Origin of the sequence: Acidaminobacter sp. JC074 (assembly GCF_022496765.1) — a bacterium.
Lineage (GTDB): Bacteria > Bacillota > Clostridia > Peptostreptococcales > Acidaminobacteraceae > JABXKX01.
In genome coordinates this window covers 74,847-96,735 of record NZ_VANV01000021.1, presented here as the reverse complement: position 1 = coordinate 96,735, position 21,889 = coordinate 74,847, and the positions used below count along the sequence as shown (strand labels likewise).

The 21,889-nt window shown below is 35.0% G+C and carries 21 protein-coding genes; 19 read left to right on the top strand and 2 right to left on the bottom strand.

The genetic code is table 11. The annotated features are described in order from the left end of the window. The first annotated feature begins 1 nt into the window (after position 1). From EZV73_RS21705 to EZV73_RS21635, 15 genes are all read left to right on the top strand, one after another. Positions 2–1,435, top strand: a complete 1,434-nt coding sequence (locus tag EZV73_RS21705) for an amidohydrolase family protein (RefSeq protein ID WP_240842539.1) — start codon at positions 2–4, stop codon at positions 1,433–1,435. After that, entirely contained in the window at positions 1,428–2,780 is a 1,353-nt protein-coding gene (locus tag EZV73_RS21700; protein ID WP_240842538.1) for a dihydroorotase family protein, read from the top strand. The genes EZV73_RS21705 and EZV73_RS21700 overlap by 8 nt, the downstream gene beginning before the upstream one ends. Next, on the top strand, positions 2,780–3,952 hold the full coding sequence (locus EZV73_RS21695) for a Zn-dependent hydrolase (RefSeq protein WP_240842537.1): 1,173 nt from the start codon (positions 2,780–2,782) through the stop codon (positions 3,950–3,952). Before EZV73_RS21700 ends, EZV73_RS21695 begins: the two co-directional genes overlap by 1 nt. Before the next feature lie 73 nt (positions 3,953–4,025). After that, positions 4,026–5,639 (top strand): sigma-54-dependent Fis family transcriptional regulator, encoded by a 1,614-nt coding sequence (locus EZV73_RS21690; protein ID WP_240842536.1) that lies wholly within the window; start codon positions 4,026–4,028, stop codon positions 5,637–5,639. 21 nt (positions 5,640–5,660) lie between these two features. Then, positions 5,661–6,491: a MerR family transcriptional regulator gene (locus EZV73_RS21685; RefSeq protein ID WP_240842535.1), complete on the top strand. Its 831-nt coding sequence runs from the start codon at positions 5,661–5,663 to the stop codon at positions 6,489–6,491. Between the two features lie 112 nt (positions 6,492–6,603). After that, a complete protein-coding gene (locus tag EZV73_RS21680) occupies positions 6,604–8,037 on the top strand; it encodes an MFS transporter (protein ID WP_240842534.1) in 1,434 nt (477 codons plus the stop codon). An 8-nt stretch (positions 8,038–8,045) separates the two neighbouring features. Continuing rightward, positions 8,046–9,419, top strand: a complete 1,374-nt coding sequence (locus tag EZV73_RS21675; RefSeq protein ID WP_240842533.1) for an amidohydrolase family protein — start codon at positions 8,046–8,048, stop codon at positions 9,417–9,419. An 8-nt stretch (positions 9,420–9,427) separates the two neighbouring features. Further along, complete coding sequence (locus EZV73_RS21670; RefSeq protein WP_240842532.1) at positions 9,428–10,789, top strand: aspartate aminotransferase family protein; 1,362 nt, start codon at positions 9,428–9,430, stop codon at positions 10,787–10,789. Positions 10,790–10,798: 9 nt separating this feature from the next. Next, the gene (locus EZV73_RS21665; RefSeq protein ID WP_240842531.1) at positions 10,799–12,160 is read left to right on the top strand and encodes a Na+/H+ antiporter NhaC family protein; all 1,362 of its coding nucleotides are present in this window, start codon (positions 10,799–10,801) and stop codon (positions 12,158–12,160) included. 10 nt (positions 12,161–12,170) lie between these two features. After that, positions 12,171–12,560 carry a 4Fe-4S binding protein gene (locus EZV73_RS21660; RefSeq protein WP_240842530.1) on the top strand — a complete coding sequence of 130 codons (390 nt, stop codon included), beginning with the start codon at positions 12,171–12,173 and terminating at the stop codon, positions 12,558–12,560. A 1-nt stretch (position 12,561) separates the two neighbouring features. Beyond that, a complete protein-coding gene (locus tag EZV73_RS21655) occupies positions 12,562–14,310 on the top strand; it encodes an aldehyde ferredoxin oxidoreductase family protein (protein ID WP_240842529.1) in 1,749 nt (582 codons plus the stop codon). Continuing rightward, positions 14,307–14,528, top strand: coding sequence for a MoaD/ThiS family protein (locus EZV73_RS21650; protein WP_240842528.1), 222 nt, complete (start codon positions 14,307–14,309; stop codon positions 14,526–14,528). Before EZV73_RS21655 ends, EZV73_RS21650 begins: the two co-directional genes overlap by 4 nt. 143 nt (positions 14,529–14,671) lie before the next feature. Continuing rightward, on the top strand, positions 14,672–15,202 hold the full coding sequence (locus EZV73_RS21645; RefSeq protein ID WP_240842527.1) for a hypothetical protein: 531 nt from the start codon (positions 14,672–14,674) through the stop codon (positions 15,200–15,202). Between the two features lies 1 nt (position 15,203). Then, the gene (locus EZV73_RS21640; RefSeq protein WP_240842526.1) at positions 15,204–15,701 is read left to right on the top strand and encodes an AAA family ATPase; all 498 of its coding nucleotides are present in this window, start codon (positions 15,204–15,206) and stop codon (positions 15,699–15,701) included. Positions 15,702–15,712: 11 nt separating this feature from the next. Beyond that, positions 15,713–16,615: a hypothetical protein gene (locus EZV73_RS21635; RefSeq protein ID WP_240842525.1), complete on the top strand. Its 903-nt coding sequence runs from the start codon at positions 15,713–15,715 to the stop codon at positions 16,613–16,615. Between the two features lie 16 nt (positions 16,616–16,631). Here the strand turns inward: EZV73_RS21635 and EZV73_RS21630 are convergent, their stop codons facing one another. Next, positions 16,632–16,937 (bottom strand): type II toxin-antitoxin system RelE/ParE family toxin, encoded by a 306-nt coding sequence (locus EZV73_RS21630; RefSeq protein WP_240842524.1) that lies wholly within the window; start codon positions 16,935–16,937, stop codon positions 16,632–16,634. Further along, positions 16,937–17,212, bottom strand: coding sequence for a type II toxin-antitoxin system Phd/YefM family antitoxin (locus EZV73_RS21625; RefSeq protein ID WP_240842523.1), 276 nt, complete (start codon positions 17,210–17,212; stop codon positions 16,937–16,939). The genes EZV73_RS21630 and EZV73_RS21625 overlap by 1 nt, the downstream gene beginning before the upstream one ends. A gap of 204 nt (positions 17,213–17,416) precedes the next feature. Between EZV73_RS21625 and EZV73_RS21620 the strand changes: the two genes are divergently transcribed. The 4 genes from EZV73_RS21620 to EZV73_RS21605 all read left to right on the top strand — a co-directional run bounded on the left by EZV73_RS21620 (position 17,417) and on the right by EZV73_RS21605 (position 21,877). Next, on the top strand, positions 17,417–17,698 hold the full coding sequence (locus tag EZV73_RS21620) for a hypothetical protein (RefSeq protein WP_240842522.1): 282 nt from the start codon (positions 17,417–17,419) through the stop codon (positions 17,696–17,698). A 95-nt stretch (positions 17,699–17,793) separates the two neighbouring features. Continuing rightward, positions 17,794–19,113: a hypothetical protein gene (locus tag EZV73_RS21615; RefSeq protein WP_240842521.1), complete on the top strand. Its 1,320-nt coding sequence runs from the start codon at positions 17,794–17,796 to the stop codon at positions 19,111–19,113. 134 nt (positions 19,114–19,247) lie between these two features. Further along, positions 19,248–20,411 carry a pyridoxal phosphate-dependent aminotransferase gene (locus EZV73_RS21610; protein WP_240842520.1) on the top strand — a complete coding sequence of 388 codons (1,164 nt, stop codon included), beginning with the start codon at positions 19,248–19,250 and terminating at the stop codon, positions 20,409–20,411. After that, positions 20,408–21,877, top strand: a complete 1,470-nt coding sequence (locus EZV73_RS21605) for a sulfatase-like hydrolase/transferase (RefSeq protein WP_240842519.1) — start codon at positions 20,408–20,410, stop codon at positions 21,875–21,877. The genes EZV73_RS21610 and EZV73_RS21605 overlap by 4 nt, the downstream gene beginning before the upstream one ends. Positions 21,878–21,889: the final 12 nt, after the last annotated feature.

Below are 21,889 nucleotides of genomic sequence, written 5' to 3'. Positions count from 1 at the left end.
GATGTTAACGATTAAAAATTGCAAGTATATTACTAAAGACTTAGATCTTGCTCAAGGTGATATATTTATAAAAGATGGCGTAATAGCTGGGATTGGTGATTATTTTAAGGGCGTAATCATCGATGCAACAGATAAACTGGTTATGCCAGGTCTTGTGAATGCACATTTGCATTCACATGACCATTTTAATAAGGGGGCTGTCGATAATCTTCCTTTAGAGATTTATCTGATGTACTTAAGACCTTTTTATAGTGGGATACAAACGACACCAGAAGAGATTTATTACAGGACCTTATATGGTTGTATTGAAATGATTAAGACAGGTACGACCTCCATAATGGACGATGTCATCATCAATCCTTTGTTAGAAGAGGCTCACTTAGATGCCGTCATGAGGGCCTATCAAGATGCAGGCCTAAGGGGTTATGTGGCTGGTCATGTACTTAACATACCGATAGATAAGACCATTCCTTACTTAGATCAAAGTGTGGATGAAAACCTAAAAATGAAAATAAACAGAGATTATCCACCTGTTGAAGAAATCATTGCTTATTTTGAAAAGCATATTGCAAAATACCGTGACAAACTCATGAAGTTTACAATTGCACCTTCTGGTCCGCAGAGATGTACATTGGAACTTTTAAAAGGGGCTAAATATTTATCTGAAAAATATGATGTACCTGCAGTGAGCCACATACTAGAATCAAAGATGCAAAAATATGCTGGTGACTACTTATTTGGAAAAACACTGATTGAGTACCTTTTCGAACATGATTTACTTTACCCAAATCTGTGTTCTGTACATTCTGTTTGGGTAACTGAAAGAGATATTGAACTTTTAAGTCATGCAGGCTGCTCAGTTATTCATAATCCAGCTTCTAACTTGAAGCTTGGGTCAGGCATAGCACCTATAGAAAAGTTTTTATCATTAAATATGAATGTTTCTTTAGGAACCGATAACATCAGCGCAAATGATACCATAAACATGTTTGAAAGTATGAAGCTTACTGGACTCATTCATAAAACAAAAAATATTAATTACAATAATTGGCTTGGTCATAAAGAAGCTTTTCGTATGGCTACAATAGAAGGTGGCAAATGCATTAAAGAAGATATTGGTGCGATTGAAGTAGGGAAAAAAGCTGACTTGCTTATCTTAGATACTTTCAATGAACGTATGATGCCATCACAGGATCCTGTGAAAAACTTGGTATATGCAGAAAATGGTGCATCAGTAGAGATGGTTATTGTAGATGGAAAGATTATCTATGACGGTGAGATAAAAACTTTTGATGAAAGACTTGTTTTAGAGAAAATCAGAACCCTATCAGACCATATTAATAAGGTCTATATACAGTCTGCTGATCAAGCTGGAGAGATACACAATGCAATGGATATCGCCTATCGTAGATGTTTGGAGGAAAAAGATGTATGATTTAAAGATTCAAAACGCAACTTATTACAGTTGTGATATGTTTTTAAAAGGCAATATCTATATCAGTGATGGTATCATCAAGTGCATAAGTCTAGAAGATAGTCCTTCAAAGGAAGTCATTGATGCAAAAAATTATTTTGTTTTACCGGGCATCATAGATCCTCATATGCACTTTAGAGATCCAGGCAACACTGAAAGAGAAGATTTTTATTCAGGTTCACAAGCTGCAGCAGCAGGTGGGATTACGACAGTATTTGAAATGCCTATATCAAAACCACCTGTCTATAATACCCATATCCTTGATAATCGTATAAGAATTGCAAAGGAAAAAAGCATGGTGAATTTTGCCTTCTATGGTGCTGCGGGTTATGAAAATTTAGATGACTTAGATGACTTAAGCAGGGCAGGTGTAGTAGCTTTTAAGACTTTCTTGCATCCTGCACCAATAGGACGTGATGAAGAATTTAGAGGCTTAACAGTAAGAGACGACGGTGAACTTTTTAGGCTATTTCAGAAGGCTGCTGACTATGATTTTAGATTATGTTTCCATGCTGAAAACAATGATATTATCAAGGCATGTGCAGAAAAATTAGAAATAGAAGATAATTCCTATCATTATAAGTCTAGACCAAAATCTGCTGAGCTATCTTCTGTAAGTACATTGATTCATTTAGCAGAAAGCTTTAAGGTAAAAATAGGTATTTGTCATATCTCTTGTCCCGAGGCAATTGATCTTATTCAAGCTGCCAAGAAGAGAGGTCTTGATGTAATCGCTGAAACGTGTCCACACTATTTAGTGATGGATCATGGACATATTATGAAATATGGAGCTTTCGCTAAGTGTAATCCACCTTTAAGGTCAAAAGAGGATGTAAAGGGGATGTGGCATCACTTGTCAAAACGCCATATAGATACACTCTGTAGTGATCATGCACCATTTGTCTTAGAAGAAAAGAATAAAGGAATTAAGGCTTCCTATGCTGGTATGCCAGGTATAGAAGTTTCTTTACCTATTATGCTTAATCAAGTTAACTTAGGAAATCTAACACTAGGAGATGTTGTCAGATTAATGAGTGAAAACATTGCAAAACTCTATGGACTTTATCCTAGAAAAGGTTCTTTATCAGTAGGTGCAGATGCAGATATCACGATTGTTGATATGAATAGGCAACATGTCTTTAAAAAGGATCATTTAAAAACAAAGTCAAAGGATACAGCACTCGTATTTGACGGTATGCAGGTAAAAGGTATGCCTGTTTACACGATTGTATCAGGTCAAACAGTCATGGATCATGGACAAGTTAGTCTTCTCAAAGGTCATGGAAAGTTTGTAAAGAGGTTATAATGAAGATCAAGATAGATAGAGTAAAAAAATTACTTGATGAGTTATCACTCATAGGAAAAACAGAGGATGATGGTGTTACTAGAGTTGCTTTTTCAAAGGAAGATTTAAAGGCAAGAAATATGCTTATCTCTAGATTTAAAGCACTTGATATGATTGTTAGACAGGATCCAGCTGGTAACATCATAGCAAGTACATCACCTGGTAAAGGTTTGGTCATAGGCTCACATTTAGACACGGTTGTCAATGGTGGCAACTTAGATGGTATACTTGGTGTGGTAGCTGGCCTTGAAGTGTATGAAACACTTAGAGAACATGACATTGATTTTAATATGCCATTTCATATTGTGATATTTGCAGCGGAAGAAGGCGTACGTTTAAATGGAACTTTTGGCAGCCGCGCTATAGCTGGTCTGATTTCTGACCAAGAAATTTACGATTTAAGTGGTCAAAACTATGGCATTGTAGATTTTGAGAATATTCATTTATGTCAACGATTTAAAGATGAGATGAAATATCTACTAGAAATGCACATTGAGCAAGGTAGACTTTTAGAAAAAAATAAAAACAAGATTGGGATTGTAAAAGATATTTTTGGTATAAAAAGAAAGACAATTCATATTTATGGTCAAGCAGATCATGCTGGTAATACGCCAATGAATATCAGAAATGATGCCATGGTTTCTGCGGCGAGAGTCATTTGTGATCTAACCAATCAAGCGGAAATACTAGATGATACAGTTGCTACTTTTGGTTATGTGAATGTAAAACCTAATTGTGTTAATGTTATACCGAGTGAAGTAGAGTTAAAACTTGAAGTAAGAAGTAACAATCCTGAAAACTTTGATAAGATTGACCAGGCCCTTATGAATATCTTGGACAATTATAAGATTCAATGTTTAATTAAAGAAGATGTCTATAAAAAACCTAAGTTACTAAGTAAAGAATTACAAGATGTCATTGAAGAGGTGGTCATTAAAAGCGTGCCTTTCCAGTATATATCTAGTGGTGCAGGCCACGATTCAGCTTCTTTTGCAGAAAAAATACCGACTGCAATGATATTTGTACCTTCCATTGATGGTGTCAGTCATTCACCTAAAGAAGATACTTCGATGGAAGATATTGAAATTGGATGCCAAGTCTTATTAGACACGGTATATAGATTAATAACCTAAGAATCTTCAGACTTGGTCTGGAGATTTTCATTTACAGTTTTATCGGGTATAATTTTTATATAAAGGAGTTGGCATGAACTATTTAGAGCTATTAATGACAGTTAATGAGAATTTGATACTTGTGTGTAAAGATAAAATTGTTAAGCAGGGGAAAAAGATATCTGTGATTGGTGATTTTATAGGCATGAATTTTTCGGATACTTTTCTAAAAGAGGATGATTTGTATGTTTATAAGGAGAAATATTATTCACTTAAACACTTTATATATCAGGATTATGATGTATATGAGTTAAAGAGTAGTGGTATGACTTTAGAAGAAAAAGTTATTTGCTATGAAGAAATAATTGATAAAATGAGTGAAGGTGTCATTTTATCAGATAAGGACCATAATATCGTTTCATACAATCCATCTATAGAACAAATGGAAAGGCTAAGTGCAAAAGAGATTGTTGGCAAGAAATTATGGGAAGCTTTCGATTATAGTGATGAAAACCTTTCAGAACATAAAATGGTATTCGATTCAAAAGAAGCCATCATTGATAAATATAAGGCACATACAGAGTTAAATGGTATACCTCAATATACATCTTATTCAACATACCCTGTAATTAATCATGGAAGAATGATGGGTGTTTTTTCTATAGCCAAGAATGAAACAGTTCTTAGAAACTTACTGTATGAAACAATTGAATTAAAAAGAAAGCTGTTTGTCGAACCTGAGAAAAAACCTAAGTCAAATGAAAACGGTGCTAGATATCAATTTTCAGATATCTTAGGAGAAGATCAGCTGATCAAAGATGTTATTAGAGAAGCACAAACTATTGCTCTTCTAGATACACCGATTGTTATAGTTGGAGAAACTGGTACAGGTAAAGAAATGTTTGCTCAAAGTATTCATAACTTTTCTAGGGCAAAATCAAAGTTTGTAGCCATAAATTGCGCTGCTATTCCAGAAAATCTTTTAGAGAGTATTCTATTTGGTACTGTAAAAGGTTCATACACGGGTGCTATGGATAAAAGAGGTTTGTTTGAAGAGGCTGGTAATGGTACTTTATTTTTAGATGAAATCAACTCCATGTCTATGATGATGCAGGCAAAACTTTTAAGAGTTTTACAGGAAAGACTAGTTAGACGTGTAGGTTCAACGGAGACTATTCCTGTAGAATGTCGCATCATAAGTGCTATTAATGAAGAGCCCAAACATTTAATAGAAACTGATAAGATGAGACAGGATCTTTTCTTTAGACTCTCTGGTTATTCCTTGTATTTACCTTCTTTAAAAGGGAGAAGTAATGATATCTATCTTTTGATCACTAAGTTTATAGGACGCTATAATCAGTTACTAGGGAAAAATATTAAGGGTATGAATAGTGAGTTGACAAGTTTGCTTCTTGGTTATTCCTGGCCTGGAAACATTAGAGAATTAGAGCACATGGTTCATAACTTAATGGTTAAAGCTGTAGGCAATGAGCTAACCATTGAGGATATACCAAGTTACTTGGTGGACTTTAAGTTTAAAAGTGATGATGATGAGACACTGCCAAACACTTTGAGAAAACTTGAAAAACACTTGATTGAAAAGGCACTCTTAGAGCATGACGGTAATATAACTAAAACTTCTAGGGCCCTTGGTATTATTCGTCAGAGTCTTTTGTATAGAATTAAGAAGTTGGATATTAAACGTTAATTATACTAGGAATAAGGTGTTATGAAAAAAGATTTGATAACAATTGGAGAAATGGCAAAACTACACGGTATTTCAACACAAGCCTTAAGATTTTATGATAAGCATGATATCTTCAAACCAGCTTACATTGATGATGTTAATGGTTATAGGTATTACAAAAGAGAGCAATTTGCTGAGCTGGATATGATTATTTTCTTAGCTAAAATGAACATTTCTTTAGAAGAGATCAAGAAAATAATTCAAAGCCGTAGAGTTGAATCCATGCATATCTTATTTGAAGGCTTCTTAAGTTCTGTCAACAAGCAACTAGAAGAGTTAAGTCTTGTAAAGGAGAGCTTAGAGACTCAGCTCAGCAGAATTAAGAAATATGATGATTTTACTTTTAATACTTGTCGTGTCGTTTATGAATCCAGTAGAGCTGTTCTTTACAATAAAGATCAAACAAGCATATCAAAAAAAGAAAGTATCAAGGAATATGCTTTAGGCATTAAAGATATTCTGAAGCAAACAAAACGGATGAGTCCTTTGTTTGATGAGATATTTGCCATCAAGTTGCCTTTTACCCATATATTTAACAAGACATATCATCTTGAAGATAAGATTATGCTCTTTGGATGTGAGGATTTTAAGGAACATAAAATTATTCCATCAGGTCATTTTGCTTCAATTGTTTTTAAAGGAGATATTATTGACGGAGAAACCTTTTACCACAAGTTACTTAAATGGATTGAAGAAAATGATTTTCAAATAATTGGTGATGGCTTATATGTTTCAATAATTGATGATTGCTATACCATTGACTCAAATGAATACATATCAGAGATACAAATACCAATAAAAAAGCTTAATTGAACTTCCAAATAGGAGGTTCTTTTATTTTGGATTTTTATTCAGAATTGTCAGAAAAGTTCTTGACTTTATTCTAAGTATAATCCTTAAACTTGATAGTAAAGGGGGGATTTACATGGAAGAGTTAAAGAGGCAAGAACATGTAGCAGTTAAGTTAAGTAGGAGGCTGAAACTTGGTTATGGTCTAGGTTCAACTGGTGAACAACTGGCTTATAACGTGTTCTACATTTACTTTATGATGTTTTTAACAGACGTCGTAGGTATCGGACCAGCATCAGCCGGTCTTATATCATTAATGGCAGTTGTTTGGGATGGTATTACAGATCCCATAATCGGATATTTATCTGATAACAGCAAAAACCCAAAAGGGAGAAGAAGTCCAATGATGCTTTATGCATCAATACCACTTGGGATACTGACGTTTGCATTGTTTACGAAAGTGAACCTAAGTGAGTCTTATGCAATTATTTATTATCTAGGTATTAACATGCTCTTTTGGTTGTTTTTCACCATGGTTGATATTCCTTATCTATCACTTGGTGGAGAGTTGACGAATGATTTTAATGAACGAACAGAGCTAAGAGGCTATGCTGCAGTATTTTTCAATTTAGGTGTCCTTATAGCCAGCTCGGGTTTCATTATATTTGTTGATATTTTTATGAAAATGACTGGTGATACAGCAAAATCATGGTCTTATGCAGCTATGGTTGTTGCTGGCATAATTATTATGAGTTTCATTATTACATACTTATCAGTGAATAAACACGAGCCTAAAAATAAGTTGATGACTAGAGATAAATTTTCTGTCAAAAAAATAGTTGAATCTTATCAATCTGTACTCAAAATCAAGTCCTACAGATTTATAGCATTTACGACTTTATTTTTTATCATCGCTTATTCATTTTCAACTTCAAACGCTATGTATTTTATGACTTACTACGCAAAGTTGACACCAGGCGCTATTGCCTTAGCTTTTATTATCATTAGTATATCAGCTGCAGCCATGTCAGCATTTGTTTCGCTTTTAGCAAAGAGATTTGATAAGAAAGGTGTTTATTTAACGGGTATTCTTATTTTTTCACTAGGGGTTTTTCTTTTTAGGTATTTAGATGTTTCAAATCCTATGATGATTTATGTTTACTTCTTATTTATGGGAGTAGGGTCATCTGCATTTTGGACTTTGATTTATGCCATGTCCTATGACGTATCAGAAGTGGAAGAGTATAAGACTGGATTAAAAAAACAAGGCGCAATTGTTGCTTTTATGTCATTTTTCGTCAAGCTGGGAACTGCACTAGCCATGTGGTGGATTGGTGTTTACCTACAGAAAATTGGTTATGATCCAACACTACTTAACCAATCAGATCAGACTGTAAAAGGTATTTTAGATTTACAAACCATCTATCCAGCGGTATTTGGCTTATTGGCTTTTCTAGCCATGTTAAAGTATCCAATCACAAGACAAGCATTTGACAAGTTAAATGTAGCATTAGAATTAAAAAAACAAGGTAAAGCACATTCAGAAGAAGACTTTAAGCATTTACTGTAGGAGAGCATATGTATGATTTAGTGATAAAGGATGGTATTGTTATTGATCCTGAAAGAGGTATTAGAACAATAGCATCCATAGGTATAACAAATGGCATTATAAAAAGAATCACAAGAGAAGATATTGAAGGTAAAAGTATCATTGATGCTGGGGGCTTAATAGTCAGTCCAGGATTTATAGATATTCATACCCATGTAGATGCCAAGGAAGATCTAGGTAAATGCATGGCCATACAAGGCGTTACCTCTGTGGTAAGTGGCAACTGTGGTTTGAACACTTATCCAGTTGATAAGTTTTATAAGACATTTGAAAAAGGTGGTTTGGTTGTTAATGAAGCCATGCTTATCGGGCATACTTTTGAACTAAGATCACAAGTTGGCATCACAGACATTTTTGAACCTGCTTCGAAAGAGCAAATAAATGAAATGGTTAAATTATGTGAGGATGCATTTAAGGCTGGTGCATTTGGTTTATCTTTTGGCATTGAATATCAACCTGGTTCGTCTTTTGATGAAATGTTAGAACTCGCCAAAGTGAGTGCAAAGTATGGACGAATGATTGCAGTTCATACAAGACATGATGCTTTTAGGGCAGTAGAAGGCATACATGAAGCCTTAAAACTAGCTGAACTGACAGGTGCCTCTTTACAGTTTGCCCATTTAGAGCATACCTTTGGTGTTGGACTTATGACAGAAGTTTTAGATTCTTTAAAACGAGCCAGAAAGAAAGGTTATGATGTTTGGGCAGATTCAGGCCTTTATAGTGCTTTTGCTACACTTACATCAGCACCATGCTTTGACGATGGCTGTGCAGAAAAATTTGGTGTAGACTATTCCGATTTTGTTATTGCGACAGGCACTTACGCAGGCTCAAGGTGTACAAGAGAACTGCTAAAGCAAGTTAGAAAAGAAGAGCCAAACTCATTTACTATTGGATTTACCAACAGAGATTCAGATGCAGTTGAGGCAATTAAAGAACCTTTTGTGATGCTGTCTTCAGATATCATTCCATCTGAGAATCCTGATGAAGGACATCCACAAGCGACTGGTACAGTGCCTAAACTCTTTAGATGGATTTCAAGAGAAATGGGGCTTCTTACGACTTTAGAGGCTATTAATAAGGCAGCATTTTTACCCGCAGAAAGACTTGGATTAACAAATAAAGGACGCATAAAAGTTGGTGCTGATGCAGATATAGTCATTTTTAATGAGCGTACTATAAGAGATACTTCTGATTATTCGATTTATGGCAATCCAAAAGAAAAGCCACAAGGAATCTCAGCAGTCATTATCGATGGCAAAATAGTTGTCAAAGATAATGAGTTCATCAATTTAAAAGCAGGTAAGGCTTTAAGAAAGCCTTTAGAATATTATGAATTATAGGGGGGCATATGAAACAGTTTAATGAAAAGGAAATCAGAAGCTATTATGAGGATGACAAGAAATATTTTGTTCATGCAGACAACAGTGTATCAGCTCAACAAAATGGTTCTTCACTCATTTATAAAGCTGCGAAAGGTAATTATTTATATACCATAGATGGTAGGGAGATTTTGGATGCTACTGCTGGTCTAGCACTTGCCAATATTGGACATGGCAATGAGGAAGTTGCTAGAGCAGCTTATGATCAGTATTTAACATTAGATTACAACCAAAACTTCTTTGAGTTTGCATCATTAAAACCTATTGAACTGGCAAAAAAGATTTCTGAGCTATCTCCTATTGATAATAGTAAGGTATTCTTTGTAAGTGGTGGCTCTGAAGCCAATGATACCATGTACAAGTTTATTAGATATTACTGGTATTGTAAGAATCAAGACAGCAAAGACTTCATCATTTCTAGAGATAAGGCTTATCATGGATTATCTTATGGTTCTATGTCAGCGACTGGACTTCAAGGTATGAGGGAAGGTTTTGGTCCTATGAATCCAGGTCATGCACACATCAATGCACCTCATTGTTATTATTGTCCTCATGGATTAGATAAGGAAAACTGTCATTTGGAATGTGCTGTAGAATTAGAGACAAAAATATTAGAACTTGGTCAAGACAATGTAGCGGCATTTGTAGCAGAACCCATTCATGGTGTGGGCGGTTACTTAACACCACCTGAAGGGTATTATGAGAAGATAAGAGAAATTTGTGATAAACATAACATCTTGTTTGCAGTAGATGAAGTAATTAGTGGCTTTGGTAGAACAGGTAAAATGTTTGGTATTTTACACTGGGACGTTAAACCAGACCTTATTGCTTTTGCCAAGGGTGTTACAAGTGCTTATTTCCCAGTAGGTGGTGTGATTTTCCCTGAGTATATGTACAAAGCATTTGGTTCAAAACACTCATTGGACCATGGCTTTACTTATGGTGGTCATCCTGTAGGCTGTGCAGTAGCACTAAAAAACCTTGAGATTATTGAAAAGAATGACTTAATTGAAAGAGCAGATAAAATGGGTAACATGCTCATCAAAGGTTTAAGAGAGATAGCTCATCCAGCTATTGGGGAAGTCAGGGGTAAAGGTCTAATGGTTGGTATAGAAATGATCAAAAATAAAGAAACAAAAGAGAAATTCGATGATTACCTATCAGATAGAGTTGTAGCACTTGCCTATGAAAGAGGTGTCAATATCAGAAATACACCTGGAGATGTCATTGAAATATCACCACCATTTACAGTTACAGAAGAAGAGATAGACCGAATTGTTAAGACGACTGGAGAATGTATTGAGATAGCTTATAAAGAATTTATGAAGTAGGGAGGAAATATGGAAGGTATAGGAATTTTATCTTTAGTCGCTCCTATTGTCGTTATTTTACTGGCAATAAAGACCAAGAAGATATTTGAAACACTGATAATAGGCACATTTGTAGCACTCTTATTATTAGATGGACCAAAATCTTTCTTCATGCATTTTGTAGATAATATATATGTCATGATGACCAATGAAGACAATATCTACATTTTAGCATCACTCTTACTTTTAGGACCATTTTTTAAGCTACTAGAAAATTCAAATGGCCTTTTAAAGGTTGCCCAGTTTTTAGCTGGTAAATGCAAGTCATCAAAGTCAGCTTTATTTTCAGTTTACATACTAGGGATTATTGTATTTATCGATGACTATTTGAATGCTCTTGTACTTGGTTCAACTATGAGACCTGTTACGGACAAGTATAAAGTGCCAAGAGAAATGCTTGCCTGTGTAACCAATTGTACTGGCGTGCCAGTCTGTACCTTGATTCCACTTTCTACTTACGCCATTTTCTATGCAAGTGTTTGTGGTACTCAACCAGAACTTGCAGCTTTTGGAGAAAATGGTATGGGCATATATATAAGTGCATTGCCATTTATCTTTTATCCAATAGTAGCCCTTGTGATTGTACCATTATTAATCATGGGGAAAATACCGATTGTAGGGAAAATGAAAGAAGCTTATAAAAGAGTAGAAACAAATGGACAGCTTTGGTCTGATTTAAGTAGTGAAATGAACGTAGAAACTTCAAATATAGAGGACAATAGTGGTTCAGCCTGGTTCTTTGTAATTCCAATGATTGTACTTGTAACTCTAACTTTTGTGTATGACTTATTAGTAGCTGTTATAGTAGCCACATTTGTTATAGCCTTGATGGTTATGATCACAAAAAAAATGAATTACGACCAAGTGACTGATTGTATTCAAGAAGGTATGGTCGTTATGTTGCCGATGGTTCTTATCATTGTAGGTGCCTTCCTGTTTAAGGAGGCTGTATTAGAAACAGGTTTGGTCGAATTCGTAGTAGATTTACTTGTGCCAATTGTTAGTGCTAATTTATTGCCAATGATCACCTTTATTGTTGTCTTTTTAATTGTATTTGCAACTTCTTCATCTTATGCTGTTCCAGCGGTAGCTATGGCAATCATTATACCGCTTGCCGTAGCTGTAGATGCAAACTTGCTCTTAACAACAGGTGCCATATTTGCAGGTGGTGCTGGAGGTGTTCATGCTTGCTTGTACTCAGATGCAACAGTTGTTACATCTTCTGCGTGTCGTATCAATGTACTTGACCACACCTTTAGCCAGTTACCTTATGCACTTTTAATTGCAGGCATATCACTCATAGGTTATTTGGTTATGGGATTTGTGATTTGATGGAGGTGTTATGAAATTAGTATTTGATGAAAGCAAGTGTTTAAGTTGCAAGCTATGTGAAATAGCTTGCACTTTTACTCATGAAAATGTTTTTGCAACAAAACATTCAAGAATCTCAGTAGAAAAAGTTTATACAGGAAAAGGGATAGAGGTACATACTGGTATTTGCAGTATGTGTGGTTTATGTGTTGAAAAGTGTCCTTTTGGTGCTATAGAAATAAAAGACGGTCATTTGTCACTAGAGGAAAGTAAGTGTAGATCATGCAAAATATGTGTAAAGGTATGTCCTGAGGGGGCTATTAAAATGGAGGGTAAGTTACCACTTATCTGCAACCTATGTGGTGGCGATCCTGCTTGTATCAAATGGTGTCCGCATCAAGCTTTGACAATAGGAGTGTAATATGTACGGTTATAAAGGTATCATCTTAAGAATTGACTTAACAAATAAAGTAATATCGAAAGAAGCTTTGAACAAAGAATGGTTAATCAAGTATCTGGGTGGAAAGGGATTGGCTATAAAATATCTCTATGAAGAGCTAGAAGCTCATATTGATCCCCTGTCAGAGAAAAATAAACTCATTGTTATGACAGGTCCATTTACAGGAACAGCTGTACCATGTTCAGGAAAAATTGCAATAGCATCTAAGTCGCCTGCAACAGGCACAATCCTTGATTGTTCAATTGGTGGTTCTTTTGGTGCTAAGTTAAAGTATGCCGGTTATGACGGTATTATATTAGAAGGCAGATCGGAGAAACCTGTTTATATTGATATAAAGGACCATGAGGTAGAGATAAGAGATGCTGACCACTTGTGGGGAAGAGGTGCTCACGAGGTTGAGCTAGAACTAAAAAATCAAGAGAGTGAAGTTTTAACCATAGGTCAAGCCGGTGAAAACCTCGTTAAAATGGCATGTATCAATACTGACTTATATAGGCAAGCTGGTAGAGGTGGTATTGGTGCTGTTATGGGGAGTAAACATGTTAAAGCTATTAGAGTTGAAGGAAGTGCTTGTGTAAAAGTTGCCTATCCTGACATCTTTTTAGAGAGAGTTTCAAAACTTATTCAAAAGAATTTACAAGATGATCACAATGGATGGGCTTTTTCTGATGGCACATCTGGCAATGTTGAAATCTGTAATGCATCAGGATGTATGCCTACCGAGAATTTTACTAAGGGTTCTTTTGAATATGCAGATCAAATTGGACCAGATGAAATGAGGAGAAACAGGGTATCTAAAAAAGGTTGTTTTTCATGTATACTTGGCTGTGGTAATTTTACAAAAAAAGCTGGCAAAATCGTTGAAGGACCTGAATATGAAACCCTGTCTGTTGCTGGTGCAAATTGTGGTATCAGAAATTTAGAATCCATAATTGAATTTAATAGGTTATGTGATGACTTTGGCGTGGACACAATCTCAGTAGGCAATATCACTGCTTTTGCTATGGAAATGACAGAAAAAGGTGTCTATGATTTTGGTTTAAGATTCGGTGATGATGCATCCTATTTAAAGGTACCTGAGTTAATATCCAAGAGGATTGGTATTGGAAAGGAACTCTCAAAAGGTGTTAAGTATTTAGGAGAAAAACTAGGACAGAGTCATGTGGCTATGGAAGTAAAAGGATTAGAGTTTCCAGGTTACGACCCGAGAGGGGCTTTTGGTATGGCCTTAACTTACGCTACTGCTGATAGAGGTGCCTGTCATCTCAGATCCTATGTTGTATTAGAAGAGCTCCTAGGAGATGCTGATGCAGTTTCTATTGAGAATAAGTCATCTATGGTAGCTGATTTGCAAAAGTTAAATGGCGCAAAGTTTTCATTGATTTTCTGTGATTTTCTTCCAGTAAACGCTGAGGAAATGGCAGAAATCTATGAAGCTGTTGTAGGCGTATCTTCAACAGAAAAAGAAATCATAGAAATTGGCACCAGAGTTAACACTTTAGCTAGGCTCTTTAATGTTAGAGAAGGCTTTAGTAAAAAAGATGATGTTTTACCTAGAAGGGTATTTGATGAAATCTTAAAGTCCAATATAGGCGATTTAAGTCTTAAGGAATCAGAGTTTGACTTAATGTTAGAAGAGTTTTATGGCTTATGTGATTGGGATGACAATGGCATACCTAGACAGTCACTGTTGGAAAGTTTAGACCTATGATTGTACATGTTAAAATGATGGGTGTTCTAAAAAAATATGGTGATAATCAATGTCTATGGGTAAAAAATAATACAAGTATTCAAGAGGTAATAGAAATCTTAGACATACCTAAAAGGTCTGTAGCCTTAGTATCCATAAACAATGCAAGATCTGATATGCATGCAATTTTAAGGTATGGAGATACTATAAAGATTGTAGGTTTTGTAGCAGGAGGTTAAATGGATTGAGTGCCTAATGTTACTAACTTACTGATTAATTTCAACCAGAATGAAACAGATAGACTTTTCTATCTGTTTTTTACATTTTTTGTTTATTTACATGTATAATATAGTTGGAAGTCCTATTATTTTTGGAGGTGTTCATGAAAAATGTAATGATTACCATAACGTTAGCATTTTTTGTTTTGGTAAGTGCATTCGAATATACGTATTATGCATCAAGTGATCTTGAAGACATGGAAGTCAGTTATAAAAGTGACTTAGAAGCCTATTACAACGAGGGTATACTCATATGTCTAGAAGCTCAGTTAGCCATGTCAGCCTATCCTAGTCAAGTGCTTGAGAATACAGCATTCAAAAATGTTATTTTAGATGAGATGGATAAGATAAAGGAAAAAAGAAGTTATTTACTGGTCATAGAAGGTTGTGAAGAGGCTGATAAAATATTAGATGAACTTTTAGTGCTTGTAGATACAAATATTGAACTGCTAGAAAACTATCATGAAGACCAATTAGGCTTTGATGAGGCCTTGGACAATAATTTTAGGATTACTGAGCTTTTTATGGATTTCGAAGCATTATCGGAACAAAGCGGTGTTAACTTAACCAACTCGTCTGTTAGACGCATGAATAGTATGACTAGAAAATATGTAGATGGACAAAGGGGAGACTAAGTTGAAAAAATTAATTGTTATTAATGGCACCATGGGAATTGGAAAGACAACCACATGTCAAGCACTCAATAAAAGGTTGTCAAGAAGTGTTATGTTAGATGGCGACTGGTGCTGGCATATGGATCCTTTTATCGTAAACGATGAAACCAAGGATATGGTGGAAGGAAACATTGTGCACCTTATAAATTCATATTTGGCATGCAGCCATTTAGATCATATTGTTTTCTGCTGGGTCATACCATATGAGAAGATATTAGATAGCTTAAGGGCTAGACTGATAGGCGATTATGAACTCTATTTTATTACTCTTATGTCCTCTGAAGATGCGTTAAAGTCGAGGCTTGAAAAGGATGTAAAAGTAGGTAAGAGGTCTTCTGATATTATTAAAAGAAGCATTGAAAGACTAGGTCTTTATGAAAATATGTCTTCAACAAAAATAGATGTGAGCCAGATGAGTACAGATGAAATTGTATACCATATTATCAAACTCGTAAAATGAGGAGCAAAATGATGAAGAAAGTAATTCTTATAATGTGTTTAATATTATTAACAGGATGTCAAAGTATAAATAATGAAGCTGACATAAAGCCGACAGAGATTGTAGAGGAAGCTGATGTAGTAAGGACTGAGACAACTGTAGATGATGAGCCACTTGAGCTGATAGACCATGTTAAATTAAAGTTAGACAACTGGTTAGATTATGACCATGTTGAGCTTTTAGATAATTATCGCCATCACCATATGATTAGAACTCAAAAAGAAACTTTTGCAGATAGATACTTTCTTTACAATGAAATAAGAGACCTTCTTATTGATATGTCATTAGGAGGGGAAATCGTATCATCTTATGAGATACTTGATGAAGATACCGTAAAGTTTATTATGGCTGGAAAGCACCATGAATCAGATTTTCAAGGTATACCATATGTATTAGAATGCAGACGAGGAATTATTGAGGGAAAAGAAACTTTTTTTTCTGAAAGAAAGGACTACTTGATACCACTATCTGAGTCTATAGAATTTGGCAACAAAGACAATCACCAGCTGAGAGATATAATTGTGACATTGGAGGGACTACAAGTCCTATTTGGCCCTAAAGATGAAAATGACCCTATGTATTTCGCTGCTTATACCAATGTGCCTGTTACACAAACTTCATTTGATGAGAGTACACTTGAACTAAAATTTGAATTTAAAAGCACCAGTGTAGATCCAGACTTTGATATGAAGTCTATGGAGGGGAATCATTTCATAACATCAATGAGTCTAGATGAATCAGAGGATTCTCTAATTTTAACAATAAAACTTCTCCGAACAAGTGGCCAAGAGCTTCCAAAATACTATAAGCTCAGAATCATTCATACAATGAGGTTACCTGCAGCTTTGGATTTGAGATTTTATGAAGAACATTAGAGGTAGACTTGTACCTCTAAAGTCTTTTTTCAGCATCATTATAAACTTGATTATCTTTTCGAAGTCCTATAATGATAACTTTCATAAGATCATTTTCTTTTACTAGTTGATAGACAACTCTATAGTTTTTATCAAACTTAAACTTCAGAAGCCCATTTAGGTTACCTTTCAAACTTTCTCCTAATCCACCATATTCTTTAGGATATGGGTTTAAGGCAATCTGTTCAATTTTTCTTTTTAAACGTGAGAGTTGTATATAGGACAACTTTAATTTTTTAATGTCCTTTCCAAACTTTTCGTGATAAATTATATGGAAACTCATTAGTCTACTCCTAGATCGTCCCAGAATTTTTTGTGGGCTATATATTTAGCCTGTGATTCTGCAACACGATCTTCAGCTACCTTAACAAGTATTTCGTCCATTTGCTCTTCTAATGCGGCCTCCATGCTCTTAAATACATCATATGGAACAAGGACAGCCTTGGCTTTATCCCTGTTCATAAGGATTTTAGGGCTATCTAGTTCATCGAGAACTTCTGTCATTCTCTTTCTAAACTCTGTAATTGGAAGAATTGATTTTTCAAACTCTTTAATCATAATGATACCTCCTTCTAAATTAAGCTTATCATTTTGTGATTTAAGTTTCAACTTAAAATGATATTTAAATTTAAATTAAAACTGTAACAAGAAAGCAATATGCATGTTCTTTTAGAAATTGGCTTGATAGTTTATGAATCGTAAAAGAATTTATTTAGTGTATAATGAAGTTAGCTCTATTTAATATTGATTTGGAGGAAATAAATGAAACTAAGAATGGATGAAGTTGTAAAGATACTTGTTGGATTTATCAATGTTCTGTTTACAGGCATTGTTATATATTATACTGCTGTTATTGGATTTATCCTATATGCGCATTTATCAAGTGAAATGGCCTACTCGATTAGGATGAATAGCCCTTTACCTGCACTTATATTTTTTGCTGTATTTGCTGTGGTATACTTCATCAGAAAATCAAAGGTCATGTTTGTTATCTCACTAGTTGGCTTATTTGACTTTTTAGTATTGAGTATGTTGATGTTTTAGTTTTTTTAATCAGCTTGTCAAATGTAGAACGAATCCTGTTTTGCATATGACGGCTTTTTTATTTATAATGTCATTAATAGATTTAAGGGGGCCTTATGCAAGTACTTATTGTAGGACACACCAATCGTACAAATAAAGTTGTTGAATCACTTAAAGCAGTTGAGGACATTGAAGCAAGTGTTTTTCTAGTGGATTCATATATCAATTATAAAGAGTCAAAGTCTGCTATAGTAAAGATGAAAGATGCAGTAAAAAAAGCGGATATCACTTTATTTTGTGGAAAGCTGACTTATTCATGGTTTAATAAGAACATTATATTTTCAGACAATGTCGGTTATATTCCCAAAAATACTGAAACCTTTTTAAGAGCTCTTATGGAAGCCGTTTATAAGGGATACGATATAGAGAATATCAGTGTGGATGGCTTTACTTTAGACAGTGTAAGAGACTTGTATCATGATTTTGGTAATGAGAAGAAGGATACGAATATCAGATGTCATGAATCGACAGGTTTTGAAGATCTCTTCTTAGAAAATACTTTTAACTTTCATAAGAATCTTTATCTTAATCAATCAGTGAAGACATGCATGACTTCCATGCCAGATGTATATGATATGCTTATAAATGAAAAAATCCCATGTGTACTAATCCATTCTACAGATTCACTTATTAAGGCTACATTTGAAAAGCTTAAACTGAAGAAGTTGTTAAATGATAAGTCTGGAAATGATTTGGTTTTTATAGCCATTGACAATACCATACCAGATGAATCTCTCAACTACGATGATGATTATCAACTTGTTCAAGAAAGAATCAATGTTGCCAATCAGATGTATTTGTTTTCGCAACTCATTAATGGTGCAATAGAGGAAATCAACTTAAGAAGGTATGTCATTACAACCAAGTTTAAACACTTGGCTGAAGAGACAGACCAGCTTAGAAACATCATTCTTTTTGATATGATAGGAGAAAATACGACGTCTTACTTGAGTATGGGGATTGGTTTTGGAGATACAGCTAGAGAAGCCAGACATAATGCTCATATGGGTATGAGAAAAGCTAGGAAAAAGGATGTCTCTTCTGCCTACGTTGTTTATTCAAAAGATAGAATAGAAGGCCCCATCTATAGAAAAAACAAGCCAGATAAGGATAAAGTTTTAGATGAATCTCATTTAATTGCTGCTCAAAAGACAGGATTAAGTGTTAACACCATCTTTAAGTTAAAGGCACAAATTGATAAACACGGGAAAAATGTCTTTACAGTTAAAGAGCTTTCATCCTATTGTAATCTTTCACTAAGAAGTATGTATAGGGTCTTAGAAAAATTAGAATCAGGTGGTTACATTTCTGATGTCGGTAAAAAAATGAAAGACCAAGCAGGACGTCCTGGAAGACTATTTAGGATTGAAATTTAGCAAGTCATTGACTTGCTTTTTTTATTGCATAATTCTTGACTAATTCTTGTCATATTATTGCGCTAAAAAAAATATGACAATAATTACAGGAGAACGTTTTCATAAGATTCAGAAATTTATTCTAGGAGGACAAAGTGAAGTATAAGTATATATCAAAAAGATATCATGTAGATAAATCTACACCCATGGGACAGGTAGATGAACTTGCCAAGAAATATGAGGGCGTGATTGATTTGAGTCTAGGAGATCCTGATATAACCACACATCAGATTATAATTGAAAAGGCATTTGAGGATGCAAAAAATGGACATACCAAGTATACGGATTTTAGAGGGGATCCGGAGCTAAGAGATGAGATAAGAAAGTTTTATGGAGAGGAATATAATATTGATTTACTTGACGAAGAGATCATGGTAACAGCAAGTGGCTGTGTGGCCATGTATCTTGTTTTAGAAGCCATATTAGATGATGGTGACGAGGTTATTATGCATGCACCATTTTTCACGCCATATCCTCAGCAAGTTGAATTGACAAGAGGTGTGCCTGTCATTTTAGATACTTTTGAAGAAGAGGACTTTCAGATTAATATGGAAAGGCTTGAAAAGCTGATTACTGATAAAACAAAGGCTATTGTCATCAATACGCCCAACAATCCAACGGGGACGTGCTTTACCTTAGAAACAATGAGAAATATTGCATCTATAGCAAAAAAGCATGACCTTCTTGTAATCGCTGATGACATTTACGGTTCATATTCTTACCAAGAAAAATTTGTTCCATTTCTAAGTTTAGAAGGCATGAAAGAAAGAACGATTACCATTAACAGTTTTTCAAAAGACTTTACCATGACAGGCTGGCGTGTCGGCAATATCATAGCACCTTCTTATATGATAAAGGTGATTCAGCTAATTAATGAAAATGTTGTTTTTACAACATCGTCTGTTTCTCAAAGAGCAGCTATAGCTGCTTTGCAAAATCGAAAAATGATTCAGCCAGATATGATCTTAGAGTATAAGTCTAGAATGTTTTATGCAGCAGACCGTATTAATAAGATTAAAAATCTCTCTGTATTGCCACCGAAGGGCACCTTTTATCTCTTTGTAAATATAAGAAAAACAGGTTTAACATCTGCTGAAATCAGTGAGTTGATTTTACGAGAAGCCAGAGTATTAGGCATACCAGGTAATGCATTTGGTGATTGTGGGGAAGGCTTTATAAGGTTTGCCTGTACAGTGAATAAGGAGGCGCTCAAAGAAGCCTTTGACAGGATTGAAGAAATGGAGATGTTTAAATCATGACTAAAACAAAAGCAATGAATACTCTATTTATTTTCAGTGACGAACATTGTAAGAAAATGCTGGGCTGTTATGGCAATGAAGACATCCATACACCCAACTTAGACAAGTTGGCTTCAGAAGGTGTTCGGTTTACAAATGCTTATTGCAACAATCCAATTTGCATGCCATCAAGGGCAAGTATGACCGTTGGTGATTTTGGTTCTAAGTATGGTTATTGGGATAATATGTCCCCATATGGAGGAGAAGAAAAGGGATATGGTCATCGCCTAGTGGATGAAGGCATCAAGGTGACGACTATAGGCAAGCTTCACTATAAGAGTGATTCTAGTCAAACAGGTTTTCCTGATATGAGACATCCATTAAATGCTAATGGTGGTGTTGGTGATTACTTTGCTGCCATCAGAGGATTTGGTAATGATGCTTATAAACATGCATTTGAAAAAAACATTACAGGCGCACGCTGGGGAGATGCACCACATTTAAGGTTTGATAGAAAAACAACTGAGGAAGCCATTGATTGTATAGCTAGTAAAAATGAGGATGATGAGCCTTGGATAATTCAGGTAGGATATATCACGCCACATTATCCACTGGTTGCACCTGAAAAGTATAAGGATTTGTACCCGCCAGACAAGCTGCCACTTCCCAAACAATTCTCTTTAGACAAAAGACCCAAACATCCAGTGGTATCTGAGATGAGAAGGTATATGGGTGTTGACTATGAAATGAGTGAAAAAACAATCAGAAAGGCAAGAGCAGTTTATTATGGTATGTGCTCTTTTCTTGATGACCAGGTTGGCATGCTTTTAAAAGCACTTAAATTACAAGGCCTCGATAAAAACACAAGGATTATTTATGCAACAGATCATGGAGAGATGCTAGGTGAACATGCCACATGGTTTAAGGAGCTATTTTATGAAGAGTCTGTTTCTATCCCAATGATTATGAACGGTCCTGATATAGTACCTATGGAAGTTCAAGAAAATGTTTCTTTGTTTGATATATATCCAACTCTTTTGGATGGTGCGGGTATAGCTTTATCAGATCAAGATTTAAAAAAGCCAGGTAGATCTTTATGGCCAGTTGCACAGGGAAGAGAAAGGATTGAAAAAGAAAGACTTGCCATTTCAGAGTATCATGCAGATGGTCTATCTACTTCATCCTATATGGTAAGAGACCATAGATACAAGTTTATCTACCATGTGGATTTTCCAAATCAGTTGTTTGATTTAAAAAATGATCCTGAAGAGCTTCATGACTTAGGTCAAGACTTAAACTATGAAGCCGTCGTTTTTGCTATGGAAGATAAGCTTAGGCTGATTATCGATCCGGAAGAAACATTTATGAAAAGTAAAATTCATCAGTTTGAAAGTATGAGAAAATATGGTGGACATAAGAAGATACTCAGTCAGGGTGTAGATTTTGCCTGTACACCTGTACCTGAAGAACTTAATAAAGCGGACTAATGTATGATATTA